Origin of the sequence: Variovorax sp. V118, assembly GCF_041154445.1 — a bacterium.
Classification (GTDB): Bacteria; Pseudomonadota; Gammaproteobacteria; order Burkholderiales; family Burkholderiaceae_C; genus Variovorax; species Variovorax boronicumulans.
The window spans coordinates 441979-457363 of sequence record NZ_AP028663.1 but is presented as its reverse complement, the minus strand read 5'-3'; the positions used below and the strand labels follow the sequence as shown (position 1 = coordinate 457363).

Annotated in this window: 18 protein-coding genes and 1 pseudogene; 7 read left to right on the top strand and 12 right to left on the bottom strand. The window is 70.7% G+C overall.

Going from position 1 to position 15385, the window contains the following annotated elements; all coding sequences use genetic code 11:
* Positions 1-6: 6 nt before the first annotated feature.
* Positions 7-552, top strand: a complete 546-nt coding sequence (locus tag ACAM52_RS02085) for an Rrf2 family transcriptional regulator (protein WP_307694935.1) — start codon at positions 7-9, stop codon at positions 550-552.
* Positions 553-655: 103 nt separating this feature from the next.
* Positions 656-1102 (top strand): universal stress protein, encoded by a 447-nt coding sequence (locus ACAM52_RS02080; protein ID WP_062479963.1) that lies wholly within the window; start codon positions 656-658, stop codon positions 1100-1102.
* A 38-nt stretch (positions 1103-1140) separates the two neighbouring features.
* On the opposite strand, the gene ACAM52_RS02075 is transcribed toward ACAM52_RS02080, so the two are convergent.
* From ACAM52_RS02075 to ACAM52_RS02060, 4 genes and pseudogenes are all read right to left on the bottom strand, one after another.
* Positions 1141-1569, bottom strand: coding sequence for a hypothetical protein (locus ACAM52_RS02075; RefSeq protein ID WP_062479965.1), 429 nt, complete (start codon positions 1567-1569; stop codon positions 1141-1143).
* Between the two features lie 42 nt (positions 1570-1611).
* A complete protein-coding gene (locus tag ACAM52_RS02070) occupies positions 1612-2109 on the bottom strand; it encodes a GNAT family N-acetyltransferase (RefSeq protein WP_369647687.1) in 498 nt (165 codons plus the stop codon).
* Between the two features lie 24 nt (positions 2110-2133).
* Positions 2134-2697, bottom strand: a pseudogene (locus tag ACAM52_RS02065) (HD family hydrolase); the annotation flags it as partial.
* A 69-nt stretch (positions 2698-2766) separates the two neighbouring features.
* The gene (locus ACAM52_RS02060) at positions 2767-3354 is read right to left on the bottom strand and encodes a hemerythrin domain-containing protein (protein ID WP_159273080.1); all 588 of its coding nucleotides are present in this window, start codon (positions 3352-3354) and stop codon (positions 2767-2769) included.
* 148 nt (positions 3355-3502) lie between these two features.
* Between ACAM52_RS02060 and ACAM52_RS02055 the strand changes: the two genes are divergently transcribed.
* Together ACAM52_RS02055 and ACAM52_RS02050 are read left to right on the top strand one after the other, a co-directional pair.
* Positions 3503-4015 carry a universal stress protein gene (locus ACAM52_RS02055; protein ID WP_369645979.1) on the top strand — a complete coding sequence of 171 codons (513 nt, stop codon included), beginning with the start codon at positions 3503-3505 and terminating at the stop codon, positions 4013-4015.
* 119 nt (positions 4016-4134) lie between these two features.
* On the top strand, positions 4135-4659 hold the full coding sequence (locus ACAM52_RS02050) for an OsmC family protein (RefSeq protein WP_175497064.1): 525 nt from the start codon (positions 4135-4137) through the stop codon (positions 4657-4659).
* A gap of 21 nt (positions 4660-4680) precedes the next feature.
* Here the strand turns inward: ACAM52_RS02050 and ACAM52_RS02045 are convergent, their stop codons facing one another.
* Positions 4681-5865 carry a fatty acid desaturase gene (locus ACAM52_RS02045; protein WP_369645978.1) on the bottom strand — a complete coding sequence of 395 codons (1185 nt, stop codon included), beginning with the start codon at positions 5863-5865 and terminating at the stop codon, positions 4681-4683.
* A 181-nt stretch (positions 5866-6046) separates the two neighbouring features.
* On the opposite strand from ACAM52_RS02045, the gene ACAM52_RS02040 reads away from it, so the two are divergent.
* Positions 6047-6772, top strand: coding sequence for a winged helix-turn-helix domain-containing protein (locus ACAM52_RS02040; protein ID WP_369645977.1), 726 nt, complete (start codon positions 6047-6049; stop codon positions 6770-6772).
* Positions 6765-8879, top strand: a complete 2115-nt coding sequence (locus tag ACAM52_RS02035; RefSeq protein WP_369645976.1) for a PAS domain S-box protein — start codon at positions 6765-6767, stop codon at positions 8877-8879. Before ACAM52_RS02040 ends, ACAM52_RS02035 begins: the two co-directional genes overlap by 8 nt.
* On the opposite strand, the gene ACAM52_RS02030 is transcribed toward ACAM52_RS02035, so the two are convergent.
* Positions 8873-9634: a Crp/Fnr family transcriptional regulator gene (locus ACAM52_RS02030; protein ID WP_369645975.1), complete on the bottom strand. Its 762-nt coding sequence runs from the start codon at positions 9632-9634 to the stop codon at positions 8873-8875. The two genes, ACAM52_RS02035 and ACAM52_RS02030, sit on opposite strands and share 7 nt — an antisense overlap.
* Before the next feature lie 226 nt (positions 9635-9860).
* On the opposite strand from ACAM52_RS02030, the gene ACAM52_RS02025 reads away from it, so the two are divergent.
* The gene (locus tag ACAM52_RS02025; protein WP_235926376.1) at positions 9861-10343 is read left to right on the top strand and encodes an ornithine carbamoyltransferase; all 483 of its coding nucleotides are present in this window, start codon (positions 9861-9863) and stop codon (positions 10341-10343) included.
* Between the two features lie 20 nt (positions 10344-10363).
* Here the strand turns inward: ACAM52_RS02025 and ACAM52_RS02020 are convergent, their stop codons facing one another.
* From ACAM52_RS02020 to ccoP, 6 genes are read right to left on the bottom strand one after another with little or no spacing between them, the layout of a single operon-like run.
* Positions 10364-11065, bottom strand: coding sequence for a sulfite exporter TauE/SafE family protein (locus ACAM52_RS02020; RefSeq protein ID WP_369645974.1), 702 nt, complete (start codon positions 11063-11065; stop codon positions 10364-10366).
* A gap of 7 nt (positions 11066-11072) precedes the next feature.
* Positions 11073-12479, bottom strand: a complete 1407-nt coding sequence (gene hemN / locus ACAM52_RS02015) for an oxygen-independent coproporphyrinogen III oxidase (RefSeq protein WP_369645973.1) — start codon at positions 12477-12479, stop codon at positions 11073-11075.
* Positions 12476-12709, bottom strand: coding sequence for a hypothetical protein (locus ACAM52_RS02010; RefSeq protein ID WP_223301390.1), 234 nt, complete (start codon positions 12707-12709; stop codon positions 12476-12478). The genes hemN and ACAM52_RS02010 overlap by 4 nt, the downstream gene beginning before the upstream one ends.
* Before the next feature lie 5 nt (positions 12710-12714).
* Positions 12715-13005, bottom strand: coding sequence for a FixH family protein (locus ACAM52_RS02005; RefSeq protein WP_070062094.1), 291 nt, complete (start codon positions 13003-13005; stop codon positions 12715-12717).
* A gap of 11 nt (positions 13006-13016) precedes the next feature.
* Positions 13017-14444: a cytochrome c oxidase accessory protein CcoG gene (ccoG, locus tag ACAM52_RS02000; RefSeq protein ID WP_369645972.1), complete on the bottom strand. Its 1428-nt coding sequence runs from the start codon at positions 14442-14444 to the stop codon at positions 13017-13019.
* On the bottom strand, positions 14441-15355 hold the full coding sequence (gene ccoP, locus ACAM52_RS01995; RefSeq protein ID WP_369645971.1) for a cytochrome-c oxidase, cbb3-type subunit III: 915 nt from the start codon (positions 15353-15355) through the stop codon (positions 14441-14443). The genes ccoG and ccoP overlap by 4 nt, the downstream gene beginning before the upstream one ends.
* Positions 15356-15385 lie beyond the last annotated feature (30 nt).

The following is a 15385-nucleotide window of genomic DNA, read 5'->3' as shown; positions in this document are numbered from 1 at the left end:
AACACCATGCGCCTCACCACCAAGGGCCGCTTCGCGGTCACCGCGATGATCGACATCGCCCTGCACGGCCGCTCGGGCCCCGTCACGCTGGCCTCGATCAGCCTGCGCCAGCAGGTCTCGCTCTCGTACCTGGAACTGCTGTTCGCCAAGCTGCGCCGCAACGGGCTGGTCGAATCCACCCGCGGCCCCGGCGGCGGCTACTCGCTCAGCCGCAAGGCCACGGAGATCACGGTGGCCGACATCGTGCTCACCATCGAAGACCTGGGCGCCAGCAAGATCCGCCCGCGCGCCGCCGGCTCGGCCGACGAACCCGGCCGCTGCGAGATCGACGACCTGTGGGCCTCCGTGAACCTGCGCGCCGTCGAGTTCCTGCGCTCGATCTCGCTGCAGAGCCTGGTCGACGAACAGAAGGCCAAGGGCGTGCAGCCCGCCACCAGCGCGGCCGCGCGCCGCACCACGGCCGTGGTCGGCTCGCCGGTGCGCAAGCCCTTCGTGGTCGACGCGCCGAACTCGGTGTTCGCCCTGGGACGGCGCCACAGCACGAGCAGCTGACGGCGATCGACGCGGCCGCGGCGCCGCGCCTTGAAAGACCGGCTCGCGCGACCTAGACTGGGCAGTGAGGGCACCCGCGGTGCCGGGGGCCAAGGAGCCTGCCATGTACAAGCGTGTTCTCGTCGCAACCGACGGCTCTTCGCTGTCGGACAAGGCGGTGGCCGCGGCCATCGATCTCGCGTTGCTGACCGGCGCCGAGCTGGTGAGCGTCAACGTCGCGCACATCCAGCCCTATGGCTACTTCGAAGGCTCGATGCTGCTGAACCAGACGGATTTCGAGGCCAACCAGAAACACGTCGAGCAGGCGGCCCAGCGCGTGGCCGATGCGGTGCGCGACACCGCCCTGGCCAAGGGCGTGCGCCGCGCCGACGCGGTGGTCATGAAGTCGAACCAGGTGGCCGAAGCCATCATCCACGCCGCCAAGAACCAGGACTGCGACCTGATCGTGATGGCCTCGCACGGGCGCCGCAGCCTCGCCCGGCTGCTGCTGGGCAGCGAGACGCTGCACGTGCTGACGCACTCGCACATTCCGGTGCTGGTGCTGCGCTGAACTGAACGAACGAGGCCCCGCGCACGCGGTGCGCGGGGTTATCTCGTCGCTGCGGACTCGACGGTCTCGACGACCGTGCGACCGGCCGGCGGGCACGACGGCCCGGCATCGCGGCCGAAGCAGCGCGCGGCCTGCGTGCGCGCCTGGGCTTCCTGCGCGTGGCGCGCTTGCGCGGCATCGACCTGGTAGTCGAGCAGCCACTTCATGAGCAACAGCATCGCAATGACCAACCCAAGCGCCACGCCCAGCAGGGTCGTGCGCCAGTTGCGCGGTCGCGCCGCAGACGGCGCGCGGGCCGGTGCGCTGCTCTCCATCGCGGTGAAGCCCGCAAGGCTGCGGGACGCACCACCGTCATGGATGCGGCGGCGGGGTGGTTCGGGGGTCGCGGAACGCGCGGACACCGAGGTCTGCGCGCGCTTCACGCGCGGCGCATGGGCAGTGTCCGAAGGCAGGTGGCGGGCAGGCATGACGGGGGCGATTATGAACGCCTTGCGCCCCCGGTCCGTGCGTCAGGCACCGACGCCGAACGCTGCGTGGTACCGCACGTCGCCGACCGGCCACGCGCCGTGGAACGACACGGCCTGAAAGTATTCCGGCGGCACGCCCGGCAGCACCAGCCCGGGCCGCACGACGAAGCCGAAGCGGCCATAGAAGGCCGGGTCGCCCAGCAGCACGCAGCCTTGCGCGCCGGCGTCGCGCAGGCCCGCCAGCGCCGCGTCCATCAGCAGCCGGCCGATGCCCTGCCCCTGGCGCGCAGGCGCCACCGAGATCGGGCCCAGGCCATGCCAGCCAGTCGTGCCGTCCGAGATCGCCACGGGCGACAGCGCCACATGGCCGACGATCTCGCCGCCGTCTTCGGCCACGAGCGACAGCGTGAGCCGCCCGGCGGCGCGCAGGGCGTCGACGATGAGGTGCTCGGTGCCGTCGGCATGCGCCGCGCCGGCAAAGGCCGCCACCGTCAGTTGCCGGATCGCGGCTGCGTCGCCCGGTTGCTCGGGGCGCACCACCGGCCCCGCCTGCGCCCGCCGCGCGGCCTCCACCTTCTTCTGCGTGTCGGCATCCACCAGCGCCCGCATGGCGCGAAACAGCGGCCGGCTGCCGGTGTGCTTCTGGCCGTAGCCGAGGTTGAATTCGTAGTCGAAGTCCGGCGGGTTCGCGCCCTGGTTGTGCTGCAGCAGCGTCTCGAGCTTGTCCAGCGCCTTCACCGCGCGGGCTTCGGGCGTCTCGGCCTTTTCGTACTCGTCCCACAGCGCCAGGATGCCCGCGCGCAGCGGCGCATCGAGCGTGCGCGTGAGCAGCTGCAGGTCCTCGCGCTCCTGCGCGCTCTTGTCGGGGTGCGCGCCTTGCACGATGGCGGGAATGTCGCCATGGATCGCCTCACCCAGGTCGTGCACCACACACATCTTCAGCACCTTGAGCAGGTCGAGATCGGCCAGCTCGTCCTCGAAGGCCATGGCCATGAGGCACAGGCGCCAGCTGTGCTCGGCCGTGCTCTCGGTGCGGCCCGAGGCCGTGTGCGCGCTGCGCAGCACGCTCTTGAGGCGCTCGGCCTCGCGAAGGAAGTCCAGCCTTCCCCTGATCTGATCGATGTCCATCTCGCCGTCTCGTTCGTCCTGAAGGGTGTCAGGCCGAGCCTACGCGATCCGGGCGCGGGCCGTCGTTGCCTACAGCGCCGGCCCCAGCCCGATCGGCGCGGGCACCGCGTTGACGATGCGCGTGAAGAGCGACGCATACACCTCGTCGGGCGCGGGGTGGTTGGAGAACAGGTCGCGGTTCTCGCCGAAGGCCGCGTCGAGTTCGCGCCAGTCGTCGGCGCTGAGCACGCGCTCGGCCAGCGGCAGGATCTCGCGTTCCTCGTGCGCCATGTGCTCCAGGTAGAAGCTCACGTACTCGTTCATCGCCTGCTCGAAGGCCAGGCGGCGCGGCTCGCCGAGCATCTCGAAGGCGAGCAGCGCGTGCTCGACGTGACGGATCTTGCGCTCGCCCCAGGCGTGGTCGTTGTCCAGCTTGTCCATCAGGTCGCGCGAGATCGGCGTGCACGCGCGCAGCCGGGGAAAGAGCAGCTCGGTCTCCTTCGGGTGGTGGCGCTTCTCGGGAAACTCGTCCACGTAGAACAGCATCGCGCGCAGCGTCGCGAAGTCGGGCATCGTGCCCTTGCGGCGGTGCTGGTCGAGCAGCATCACGATGGAACGCAGCATGGCCGCCAGCGCGGCGTGCTCCTGGCGAATGATCCGGACGGCGGCGTGTGTCATGGCGGGGTCTCCTTCTTTCGAAGGCCCCAAGGGTCGCAAGTCCGAGGCGGCCCAGGCTTGTTCCAGATCAAGGCCCGCGCATGCAGCCAGGCACAGACTGGCATGGCATCTCCTCTTTCTCATCAACCCACCCTGGAGGTTCCACACCATGTACCAACGCATCCTGGTTCCCGTCGACGGCAGTTCCACCTCCGCCGAAGGCCTGGCCGAAGCCATCCGCCTGGCCAAGCTCACCGGTGGCCGCCTGCGCATCGTCCACATCCTCGATGAGCTCTCGTTCGCGCTCGGCATGGACGTCTACGTCGGCCATTCGGGCGACTGGCTCGGGGCGCTGCGCGCCAACGCCGTGACGCTGCTCGAGAAGGCCCGCGCCCAGGCGCTGGACGCGGGCGTCGAGGCCGAGGTCGTGCTGCGCGACGGCTTCAAGGCCGGCGCGGTCCACGACCAGGTGGTGACCGAGGCCGTCGATTCGAAGGCCGACCTGATCGTGCTCGGCACGCACGGGCGGCGCGGCCTGAGCCGCTGGGCCATGGGCAGCAGCGCGGAGCACATCCTGCGGGTGGCGCCCGTGCCGGTGCTGCTGATCCGCGCGCCCGAAGCCGCGGCGAAGGTGGAGTCCGAGCGCTTCAGCCTGCCGGACGGGCTGGTCGCGAACCAGTAGGCCGGCCGCCCGCCGCCGGTTTGACGGGGCCCGGCACCGCGCCCAGAATGGCCTGCTCCGCTCGCGGCTTCTTTCGCGCAAGAGCCGCCCGCCCGTTCCCCGTTTCAAGGAGCAGCGTCATGAGCTCACCCCAGCACATCCGGCAGTCCATGGACACCCTCGCGAGCCACTTCGCGACGCATCCCCAGGACGCCCTGACCCAGGACAAGCCGGCCACGGCCACGCTGGTGTCGGGCCTGCACTTTCGCGTGACCGGGCCCACGGGGGAATCCATCGCGACCGACATGCCCAAGGCCATCGGAGGCAAGGCTGAAGCGCCATCGCCCGGCTGGTTCATGCGCGCCGCCCTGGCGAGTTGCGAGACGACCGTGATCGCCATGCGGGCCGCGCAGCTCGGCATCGCATTGACGACCCTCGAAGTGGTCGTCGGCAGCCAGTCGGACAGCCGCGGCCTGCTCGGCGAGCCGGCCTCCGTGCCCGCCGGCCCCAGCCGCATGCACGTCGCGGTGCGGATCGCCGCGGACGGCGTGCCGGAGCAGGCGTTGCGCGACCTGGTGCACTGGGCCGAGGCCCACTCCCCGGTGGGCAGTGCGCTGCGCCGGGCCGTGCCGCTCGATGTGGCGGTGCAGGTCGGGCCGGCCTGACGGCACCGGCGAAGACCGTCCTCAGGCGTAGGAACGCAGCCGCACCGCAAAGGCCGCCAGCGGTGCGATGCCGCTGGCTTCGGCGCGCTCGCACCAGTCCTGCAGCCGCTTCACGAGCTGTTCGCCGGTGGCGCCCGAGCGGCTCCACAGCGCGGTCAGCTCGCGCCGCATGGCGTACATCGTTTCCAGCGCCTGCGAAGCCACCAGCGCTTGCGTGAGCTGCGCGTGGCGCGTGGCGTCGAGCGCCTTCTCTTCCTTGCCGAGCCAGGGCCGCGCGGCGCGCAAGGCACGCGCCTTGTTCGGCGCGAGCGCATGCACCCGCGCCAGCTCCTCGGTGCAGGCCTGCTTCAGCGAGCGCGAGTAGTTCGACAGCACGTCGTAGTGGTGCCGGATCACCGCCTGCACCGTGAGCAGGTCGACGGTGGCGCGCGGCGTGGTGAGGCGCGGCTTCGGCGCCAGGTGCTTCACCTTCGCCAGTCCCAGCGCCTGCAGCGCGCGGATGTAGACCCAGCCGATATCGAACTCGAACCACTTGTTCGACAGCTTCGCCGAGGTCGGGAACGCGTGGTGGTTGTTGTGCAGCTCCTCGCCGCCGATCAAAAGGCCGATGGGAAAGATGTTCGTGCTCGCGTCCGACGCGGGCCAGTTGCGGTAGCCCCAGAAGTGGCCGATGCCGTTGACCACGCCGGCGGCCCAGAACGGAATCCATGCGATCTGCACGAGCAGCACCAGCGCGCCCGACAGCACGCCGAACAGCGCCATGTCGATCAGGCCCATGCAGGTGATGCCCAGCGTCTGGTAGCGCGTGTACAGCCGGCGCTCGAGCCAGTCGTCGGGCGTGCCGTGGCCGTAGCGGCTGAGCGTTTCGGGGTTGCGCGCCTCGGCCACGTACAGCAGCACGCCGCCCCACAGCACGCGCTTCAGGCCCACCACCTGCGGGCTGTGCGGGTCGTCGGGCGTGTCGCACTTGGCGTGGTGCTTGCGGTGCACCGCGGCCCACTGCTTGGTGACCATGCCCGTCGTCATCCAGAGCCAGAAGCGGAAGAAGTGGCTGGCGATGGGATGCAGGTCGAGCGCGCGGTGCGCCTGGTGGCGGTGCAGGAAGATGGTGACCGACGCGATGGTGACGTGCGTCAGCGCCAGCGCGGCCAGCAGCACGCCCCACCACGGGAGGTCGAGCGCGCCCGAGAAAAGAAAAGATGCCATTCGTTCGTACCTTCTGGACCCTGTGGACAACGGGCGCGATTCTCGGAAGCGCCCCGCCCGCAGGCCTTGCGCCAGATCAACAGCGGGCGCTGCCGCTGCCAGCGCCACGCCTTGCGTGCTACGCTTCCCGGCTCCCAGCGCCCTTCCCCGTGGCGCTGGCGTTTTTTCTCCCAGCCCCCGCATGACTTCTGCCCCCCACATCGCGGTGCTCGACGACGAGGTCGACATCACGCTGCTGCTGGCCAACTACCTCCAGGGCCACGGCTATCGCGTCACCCAGATCCACGACGGCGCGGCGCTGCGCTCGCTCATGGCCGCCGACCCGGCCGACCTCGTGCTGCTGGACCTCGGCCTGCCCGGCGAAGACGGTTTTTCCATCGCCCGCCACATGCGCGAGAACTGGCGCTGCGGCCTCGTGATCGTCACCGGCCGCGGCGACCCGGTGGACAAGGTGGTGGGCCTCGAAGTGGGCGCCGACGACTACGTGACCAAGCCCTTCGACCTGCGCGAGCTGGCGGCGCGCGTCAAGGCCGTGCTGCGGCGCCTGACGCCCGACGCGTCGGTGGCCGCCGCCGCGCCCACGCCGCCCGAGCGCCTGCGCTTCGCGGGCTGGCGCCTGGACACCGCCGCGCGCAGCCTCAGCAACGCGCAGGGCGAGGCCGTGGCGCTGACCACCGGCGAGTTCGACCTGCTGTGCGCCTTCGCGCGGCACCCGGGCCGCGTGCTCTCGCGCGACTTCCTGCTCGAGCAGACGCGCGGGCGCGAGGCCGCGCCCTTCGACCGCACGATCGACGTGCAGGTCGGCCGGCTGCGCAAGAAGATCGAGGTCAACGCCGACGATCCGCAGCTCATCAAGTCGGTGCGCGGCGCGGGCTACATCCTGGTGCCGCCGGTCACCCATGGCTGACGGCAGCGCACCCTCGATTCCCGGCCTGCCCTCGGGCGTCGAGGAAGGCAGCGTGTTCCGCTCGCTGTTCGCCGCGTATCCCGATTCGCTGCTGGTGGTCGACCAGTCGGGCCGCATCGTGCTGGCCAACCCCTCGGCCGCCGCCATGCTCGGCTACGCGGCCGACGAGCTCGTGGGCCTGAGCGTGGAAGCGCTGGTGCCCGACAGCATCCGCCCGCGCCACGCCGCATTCCGCGAAGCCTACGGCCGCGCGCCGCGCCCGCGCCCGATGGGCACCGACATGGAGCTGGTCGCCAAGCGCAAGGACGGCAGCGAGGTCATGGTCGAGATCGCGCTGAGCCCGCTGCAGAACCAGGGCCTGCCCTTCGTGGTGGCGGCGATCCGCGACATCGGCGCCTACCCGCGCGTGAAGCAGGCGCTGCAGCGCGCGCGCTACAGCGAACACCTGGCGCAGCTGGGCCGGCTGGCGGTCGACACGCGCGACCTGCAGGTGGTGCTGGCGCAGGTGCCCGACATCGTCGCGACCGCATTGCAGGTCGAGGTGGCGATGGTGTGGCTGCTCGACGGCAGCCAGCGCGAGTTCCGCCTGGCCAGCGGCGTGGGCCTGGTCGCCGACGAAAGCGTCGGCCTGCGCATCGCCAACCGGCCCGATACGCAGCCCGGGTACGTGCTCTCGCAGGGCTGCCCGGTCGTCGTGACCGACTACCGCGAAGAGCGCCGCTTCACCGTGCCGCCCGCCTACCTCGAAGCCGGACTGGTCAGCGCGCTCGCCGTGCCGCTGTCCGACCGGGGCCGCGTGACCGGCATGCTGTCGGTGCGCGCCACGGCCGCGCGGCGCTTCGGCGACGAAGAGATCCGCTTTCTCGAATCGGTGGCCAGCCTGCTGGCCACCAGCCTGCAGCGCGTGCAGACCGAAGAGGCGCTGAACCACGCCCAGCGCCTGGAGAGCGTGGGCCAGCTCACCGGCGGCATCGCGCACGACTTCAACAACCTGCTGACCATCATCCAGGGCAACCTGCAGGTGCTCGAAGAACTCCCGCAGCTCGCGGCCGACGGCTACGCGCAACAACTCGTGGCCGCCGCCGCGCGCGCCAGCCGACGCGGCGCCGAACTCACGGGCAAGCTGCTGGCCTTCTCTCGGCGCCAGATGCTGCAGCCCGACGCGGTCGACGTGCGGCAGATGCTGCACTCGCTCACCGACATGCTGCGCCGCACGCTCGACCAGCGCATCCAGATCGAGATCGATGCCGACAACCCCTGCCCCGCCGTGCGCGCCGACCCGGGCCAGCTCGAATCGGCGCTGCTGAACATCGCCATCAACGCGCGCGACGCCATGCCCGAGGGCGGGCGCCTGCACTTTCGCGCCGAGGCCTGCGACGCCCTGCCCGCCACCGTGCGCCAGGAACTGAGCGACGCCGACGCCGGCCGCCGCTTTGTCGCGCTCTCCATCGCCGACAGCGGCACCGGCATGACCGACGCGGTGATGGAGCACCTCTTCGAGCCCTTCTTCACCACCAAGGAAGCCGGGCGCGGCACCGGCCTGGGCCTGAGCACGGTGTACGGCTTCGTCAAGCAGTCGCGCGGCGCCATCGCCATCGACAGCAAGCTCAACGCCGGCACCACCGTGACGCTCTACCTGCCGCAGGTCGAAGCCGACGCGGCGAGCGCTGCGGCACCTGCCGATGAAGATGCCATGGAGATCGAAGCCGAGGCCACGCTGGCACCCGGCCTGCGCGTGATGCTGGTCGAAGACGACGCCGAGGTGCGCCAGGTGGTCCACACCTTCCTGACCACGCTGGGCTGCGAGGTCGCGACCGCCGCCAATGCCGAACAAGCGTTGCCCGCCATGGCGGCCGAGGCCACGCCCTTCGACCTGCTGCTGAGCGACATCGCGCTCGGCCCCGGCATGCGCGGCACGCGGCTGGCCGCCGAGGCGGTGCAACGCCAACCCCGGCTGGCGGTGCTGCTGATGTCGGGGTTCTCGGCCGAGCTGCTCGACGCCGACCGTGAAGCGCCCCCGGGCTGGGAGCTGCTGCGCAAGCCCTACTCGCGCAGCGAACTCGCGCGGGCGATGGCGCGCGCGCTGCTCAACGTCGCTTCTTACTGAAGCATCGCGGGCGCCGGCGCCAGGCAGCGCTGCACGAAGGCCGAGAGCGCGCCCACGTCGGGAATCTGCACCTCGCGCCGGCCCTTGGTGGCAAAGCCGATGACCTTGTCGCGCGCCAGCCGCGAGAGTGCGCGGCTCACGCTTTCGAGCGTCATGCCCAGGTAGTTGCCGATCTCGGCGCGCGTCATGCGCAGCGTGATCTCGTCGGTGCGCATGCCGCGGTCGGCCAGCGACTCGGCCCAGTAGCGCAGGAAGTCGGCCACGCGCGCGTCGGCGGGCAAGGTGCACACCGACATCAGCGAATCGCGGTCGTGCGCGATCTCGCGGCTCATCGCGGCATGCAGCATCTGCAGCAGCGCGGGGTGCGTGGTGCAGGCGGCCAGCAGCGATTCGTAGGGCACGACCCAGACCTCGCCCGTGTCCATCGCCACCGCGTCGCACACGTAGCGCTGGCCCGCGATGCCGTCGAAGCCCAGCCAGTCGCCGCGGAACTTCAGGCCCACCACCTGCTCGCGGCCGTCGGCCGAGAGATTCACGATCTTGAAGAAGCCCGAGTTCAGGATGTAGAGGTTGCCGAAGCGTTCGCCGGCCTGGTAGATCACGTCGCCCGTGTGCACCATGCGGCGCTGCGGTTGCAGCTGCTCGGCCAGCAGGCGCAGGCGCTCGGCCGTGCGGCGGCCCGCGTCTTCCTTGTGCACCGCTGCCGGCAGCGGCCGAAGCGGGAGGATGGGGTTGGGGCGGGCACTCGTGAGCATGGGGATTCCTCGGCGTTCTGTCTGTCTTGTGTGGCGTTGCCTGCGATCAGGCGATGTCTCGATGCTAGGAAGCGCGAGGCCCCGCAGTGACAACGGCCCGCATCGGTGCGTAACGTCGGGTGAATGCTCTGTGTCCGGCGTGTAACAGCGGCGCGCTCCTTGATGTGCGTCAAGGCCGGCGCGGCCGGGGTGGCTAGCCTCCGCGAGACACATGTCGAACCTTGCCATGCACCCTTCCACCGCCGCGCTGTCGCCCCAGAGAGAGGCCAGCCTGCTGGGCCGCGCCCGGCTGCTCCAGCGCGCCGCGCTCGACGGCACCGCGCCGCCGCGGCTGCTGCGCGGCAAGAACCTCGGCCTGCTCAGCGAAACCGGCGACAGCGCCGCCCTCGCCCTGCTGCGCCAGGCCGCCGAGGAACTGGGCGCGCAGGTCGCGACCATGCGCTCCAGCCTGTCGACCGACACGCCGGTGCAGGAGCTGCAGCACACGGCGCGCATGCTTGGACGGCTCTACGACGCCGTCGCCTGCGAGGGCATCGATGCCGCGCTGGTGCGCCAGATCGGCCAGCACGCGGGCATTCCGGTGCACGACGGCGCAGCGGCCGACAGCCACCCCACGGCCGCGCTCGCGGGCCTGCTCGGCGAGCGCACGGCGGCGGCGGACAACCGGAGGTTCGTGCTGCAGGCGTTGCTGATCGAGAGCATCGCCTGATTCGGTTGTGCGGCTGTGCTTCAGCCGCACCAGTCGGCGATGCGGTGGCTCAGGTCCATCCACAGCGCCTGCAGCGCCACCGCCGCCAACAGCACACCCGCCAGCCGCGCGCCCCAGGCCTGGCGCGTGCCGCTGTCGCCCCATCCGCGCAGGCGCTGCCACAGCCACGGCGCAGCGAGGAGCGAGACGCTGCTGCCGAGCGCGAACAGCGCCATCGTCGAGGCGCCCTGCAGCGGCCCGTTGCCGAGCGCGGCCAGCATGAGCGCCGAATAGAGCAGACCGCAGGGCATCGCGACCCAGAGCGTGCCCGTGGCGAGCACGCCCAGCAGCGAGCCGCCGGCCCTCGGCCGCAGCCGCACTTCGAGCGCGCGCCCGGCGCGTTGCGTCCACAGCGGTTGGCGGCCTGCGACGGCGAGCACCACGCCCCAGGCGAGCACGAACACATGCAGCATCACCCACAGCGGACGCCAGGCCGCGACCTGCGCGCTCGCTGCGCCCAGGCCGTGCAGGCTCGCGGCGGCGATGGCGCCGGCGGCGGCGTAGCTCGCCATGCGGCCGAGGTGGAAGGCGACCGGTGCGACGGGATGCACGGCCTGCGCGGGCCTGCCCACCGGCACGATGCGGATCACCGCGGCCGACACCGCGCCGCACATCGCCACGCAGTGCGGCCCGCCCGCAAGCCCCATCAGCAATGCGGCGCCGGCGAGTGCGGGGGAACTCATGGCCTTCCTAAACCACGCGCGAAAAGCGCGTGCGCGTCGCAGCGCAGTAGCGGTCGAACACCATCGCCACCGCACGCACGAGGAACCAGCCGGCCTCCGTGACCTCGATGGCGCGCGGCGACAGGCGCACCAGCCCCTGCTCAGCCATCGGCACCAGCGCGGCGCGCTCGGGGGCGAAATAGTCCGCGAAGGCGATGCCGTGCGCGGCCTCGACGGCGTCGAAGTCCACGCGGCCCCGGCACATCAGCGCCATGATGACCTCGCGGCGCAGCACATCGTCGTCCGACAGCGCCAGCCCCTTGACCACGGGCAACTGGCCCTGGTCGAGCAGCGCGTAATAGTCTTCCAGCGTCTTCGCGTTCTGGCTGTAGGTCGCGCCCACGCGGCCGATGGCCGACACGCCGAGCGCGACGAGGTCGCCGTCGGGCTGCGTGCTGTAGCCCTGGAAATCGCGGTGCAGCCGGCCTTCGCGCTTGGCCACGGCCAGCGGGTCGTCGGGCAGCGCGAAGTGGTCCATGCCGATGTAGACGTAGCCGGCCTCGCTGAGCGCCGCGATCGCGCGCCCGAGCATGCGCACGCGCGTGGGGGCATCGGGCAGCTCGTCGGCCGCGATGCGCCGCTGCGGCTTGAAGCGCTCCGGCAGGTGGGCGTAGGCATACAGCGCGATGCGGTCGGGCCGCAGTTCGCGGATCTGCGCGAGGGTGCGCTCGAACGAGGCGTCGTTCTGGCGCGGCAGGCCGTAGATCAGGTCGACGTTGATCGATTTGAAACCCAGTGCGCGCGCCGTGTCCATCAGCGCGAAGACCTGCGCCGCCGGCTGGATGCGGTGCACGGCCTGCTGCACGGCGGGGTCGAAGTCCTGCACGCCGAAGCTCAGGCGGTTGAAGCCGAGCGCGGCCAGCGCCGCGAGCCGCTCGGCATCGACGGTGCGCGGATCGATCTCGATCGACTGCTCGCCACCCGGCACGAAGGCGAACGCGCGGTGCAGCAGGGCCACCAGTTCACCCAGTTCCTCATCGTCGAGAAAGGTCGGCGTGCCGCCGCCCAGGTGCAGCTGGCCGACGGGCGCACCCAGCCCGAGCTGCGCGACCTGCAGCGCCACTTCGCGTGCCAGGTAGTCGAGGTACTGCCGCCCGCGCTCGCGGTGCTTCGTCACGACCTTGTTGCAGGCGCAGTAGTAGCACAGCGATTCGCAGAACGGGATGTGCACGTACAGCGACAACGGCTCGCCGGCCGTGTCCGCATCGCGCCGCAGGTGCAGCGCCTGCGTGTAGTCGTCGGCGCCGAAGGTCTCGACGAAGCGGTCGGCCGTGGGGTACGAGGTGTAGCGCGGGCCGGGCACGTCGAAGCGGCGCAGCAGCTCGACGGGCAACACGGACGGGGTCTCGGGAACGCGGGCCAGGGGCAGGCTCATGACGCAGTCTCTTTCTCGGACGGCAGCGCCAGCAGCGTGGTGCACGCGCTCGAGGCCGCCGCCATCAGCCAGAACACGAAGAAGGACACGGTGTAGATGCCCTGGCGCGACATGCGCAGTGCGTCGGCGCCGCAGTACGAATGGATCGGATCGATCATCGCGAACACCAGCACCTCCATGCCGCAGGCCACGAGGAACGACGGCCACAGGATGCCGGCGATGCGGCGCATGGCACTCACTGCGCGCCCCTCCGGGGCACCGGCACATCGTCCTCGGGCGTCGCCGCGTGGTTGCGCCCGGCCTGCGCCGGCATGCGCTTCTTGTCGGCCAGCGTGCGGTTGATCTCGATGCCTTCGCGGTAGTAGTCCTCCGACACCAGCACCTCGGGCGTGCGCAGCGCCAGCCACACGGTCGCGATGCTCGCCAGCACCACGGCGGCGGGCCCCGCGATCACCAGCCAGACCAGCGGATAGCGCCACCAGGGGCCGGAGGTCGCGGGCGCGTTCATCGGCAGGGCATCGTTCATGGGAAGACCTTTCAGCGCGGCACCAGGAAGACCGCTTTTTCGGAAACCTGCGCCGCGCCATCCGCCTGCCGGATGTCGAAGTGCACCGTGTGCGAACCGGCCGGCGCGGCGCCGTAAGGCACCTGCAGCCGCACCGCGACCCAGCGCGCCTGCGCGGGCTCGACCTCGATGGCCTCGTCGGGCGACGCCACACTCAACCCGTCGATGCCGCGCGCGGCGATGCGGTAGTGCTGCGTGCGCTCGGTCGCATTCATGATCTGCAGCCGGTAGACGTTCTCCAGCCGCCCGCCTTCGACGATGCGCGCCAGCGAGGCCCGGTCGCGCACCACGTCGACCTTCAGCGGCGTGCGCACGACCAGGCTGGCGAGCAGGCCCGCCACCAGCAGCGCGAGCAATGCGGTGTAGATCAGCACGCGCGGGCGCAGCACGCGGCGCCACAGCTGCCGGCGCGACCAACCGGCCTCCATGCCGTTCTGCGTGTCGTAGCGGATCAGGCGCGGCGCGTAGCCCATCTTGTCCATCACGCTGTCGCAGGCGTCCACGCACAGGCCGCAGCCGATGCACTCGTACTGCAGGCCCTGGCGGATGTCGATGCCGGTGGGGCACACCTGCACGCACAGGCTGCAGTCGATGCAGTCGCCCAAGGCGGCACTGCGCGGGTCGACGTTCTTGCGGCGCGGCGCGCGCGGCTCGCCGCGCCGCGGGTCGTAGCTGACGATGAGCGTGTCGCGGTCGAACATCGCGCTCTGGAAGCGCGCATAGGGGCACATGTACTTGCACACCTGCTCGCGCATGAAGCCGGCGTTGCCGTAGGTGGCAAAGCCGTAGAAGAACACCCAGAACACCTCCCACGAACCCATCTGCGTCTGCAGGAAGGCCATGCCCAGCTCGCGGATGGGCGTGAAATAGCCCACGAAGGTGAAGCCGGTCCACAGCGCAATGCCGATCCAGACGAGGTGCTTGAAGGCCTTCTTCACCAGCTTCTCGAGCGAGAACGCGCCAGCATCGAGCCGGATGCGCGCGCTGCGGTTGCCTTCGATGCGCTGCTCCACCCACAGGAACATCTCGGTGTAGACGGTCTGCGGGCAGGCGTAGCCGCACCACAGGCGCCCGGCCACGGCCGTGAAGAGAAAGAGGGAGAGCGCGCTGATCACCAGCAGGCCCGACAGGTAGATCAGGTCCTGCGGGTACAGCACCAGGCCGAAGATGTAGAAGCGCCGCGCGGCCAGGTCGAACAGCACCATCTGCCGCTCGCCCCACTCCACCCAGGGCATGCCGTAGAACACCAGCTGCGTGAGAAAGACCATGGCCCAGCGCCAGCGCGCGAACAGGCCCTGCACGCTGCGCGGGTAGATCTTCTTCGTCGCCTCGTACAGGCCGACCTCCGGCGCGGCGGCGGGCGGCGCACTGACGATCGGGATGACCGTCTTTCGCGTCATGGCGTCCCGGTCGCAGGGTTGGACATGCCCCACACGTAGGAGGCCAGCAGCTTGATCTGCGCCTCGGTCAGGCGGCCTTCCTGCGCGGGCATGGCGCTGTGCTTGCCCTCGTTGATGATCTGCACGATGGCGGCCTCGCCGTAGCCGTGCAGCCAGATGCGGTCGTTCAGGCGCGGGGCGCCCAGCGCCGGGTTGCCTACGCCGCCGATGCCGTGGCAGGCCGCGCAGGCGGCGAACTTGGGCTTGCCCAGGCCCGCGCGCAGCGAGTCGTGCGGCTCGCCCGACAGGCTCAGCACGTAGTTGGCAACGTTCTTCACGTCGTCGGGCGTGCCGACCATCGCGGCGGCCGGCGGCATGGTGCCGATGCGGCCCTTGGTGATCGACTCGACGATCTTGTCCGGCGTGCCGCCGTGCAGCCAGTCGGCATCGGTGAGGTTCGGAAAGCCCTTGCTGCCGCGCGCGTCGGAGCCGTGGCACTGCGCGCAGTTGTTCATGAACAGGCGCTCGCCGATGGCACGGGCCTGCGGGTCGCGCGCGACCTCCTCCAGGGGCATGGGCGCGTAGCGCGCGTACACCGGTTCCAGTGCCTGCGTGGCCTTGGCCATGTCCTGCTGGTACTCGGCGCGCGAGCTCCAGTCGTTCGTGCCGCGAAAGCTGCCCAGGCCCGGAAACACGGCCAGGTAGCCGAGCGAGAAGACGATGGTCAGCACGAACAGGCCCACCCACCACAGCGGCAGCGGGTTGTTGGCTTCGCGCAGGTCTTCGTCCCACACGTGGCCGGTGGTGTTGTCGGCGTCGGAAGGCACGCGCTTGCGCGCCGTGAGCCACAGGAGCAGCACGCAGCCCAGGATGCTCAGCAGCGAGGCCACGGCCACGTAGCTGGACCAGAAGTTATTGATGAAGTCGCTCATCGTGGGGCTCCCTTCATCGTGGGGCTCCCT

Coding starts and splice junctions, on each gene's coding strand:
- ACAM52_RS02085 (WP_307694935.1), top strand. CDS start 7: ATGCGCCTCACCACCAAGGGCCGCTTCGCGGTCACCGCGATGATCGAC.
- ACAM52_RS02080 (WP_062479963.1), top strand. CDS start 656: ATGTACAAGCGTGTTCTCGTCGCAACCGACGGCTCTTCGCTGTCGGAC.
- ACAM52_RS02075 (WP_062479965.1), bottom strand. CDS start 1,569: ATGCCTGCCCGCCACCTGCCTTCGGACACTGCCCATGCGCCGCGCGTG.
- ACAM52_RS02060 (WP_159273080.1), bottom strand. CDS start 3,354: ATGACACACGCCGCCGTCCGGATCATTCGCCAGGAGCACGCCGCGCTG.
- ACAM52_RS02055 (WP_369645979.1), top strand. CDS start 3,503: ATGTACCAACGCATCCTGGTTCCCGTCGACGGCAGTTCCACCTCCGCC.
- ACAM52_RS02050 (WP_175497064.1), top strand. CDS start 4,135: ATGAGCTCACCCCAGCACATCCGGCAGTCCATGGACACCCTCGCGAGC.
- ACAM52_RS02045 (WP_369645978.1), bottom strand. CDS start 5,865: ATGGCATCTTTTCTTTTCTCGGGCGCGCTCGACCTCCCGTGGTGGGGC.
- ACAM52_RS02040 (WP_369645977.1), top strand. CDS start 6,047: ATGACTTCTGCCCCCCACATCGCGGTGCTCGACGACGAGGTCGACATC.
- ACAM52_RS02035 (WP_369645976.1), top strand. CDS start 6,765: ATGGCTGACGGCAGCGCACCCTCGATTCCCGGCCTGCCCTCGGGCGTC.
- ACAM52_RS02030 (WP_369645975.1), bottom strand. CDS start 9,634: ATGCTCACGAGTGCCCGCCCCAACCCCATCCTCCCGCTTCGGCCGCTG.
- ACAM52_RS02025 (WP_235926376.1), top strand. CDS start 9,861: ATGCACCCTTCCACCGCCGCGCTGTCGCCCCAGAGAGAGGCCAGCCTG.
- ACAM52_RS02020 (WP_369645974.1), bottom strand. CDS start 11,065: ATGAGTTCCCCCGCACTCGCCGGCGCCGCATTGCTGATGGGGCTTGCG.
- hemN (WP_369645973.1), bottom strand. CDS start 12,479: ATGAGCCTGCCCCTGGCCCGCGTTCCCGAGACCCCGTCCGTGTTGCCC.
- ACAM52_RS02010 (WP_223301390.1), bottom strand. CDS start 12,709: ATGCGCCGCATCGCCGGCATCCTGTGGCCGTCGTTCCTCGTGGCCTGC.
- ACAM52_RS02005 (WP_070062094.1), bottom strand. CDS start 13,005: ATGAACGATGCCCTGCCGATGAACGCGCCCGCGACCTCCGGCCCCTGG.
- ccoG (WP_369645972.1), bottom strand. CDS start 14,444: ATGACGCGAAAGACGGTCATCCCGATCGTCAGTGCGCCGCCCGCCGCC.
- ccoP (WP_369645971.1), bottom strand. CDS start 15,355: ATGAGCGACTTCATCAATAACTTCTGGTCCAGCTACGTGGCCGTGGCC.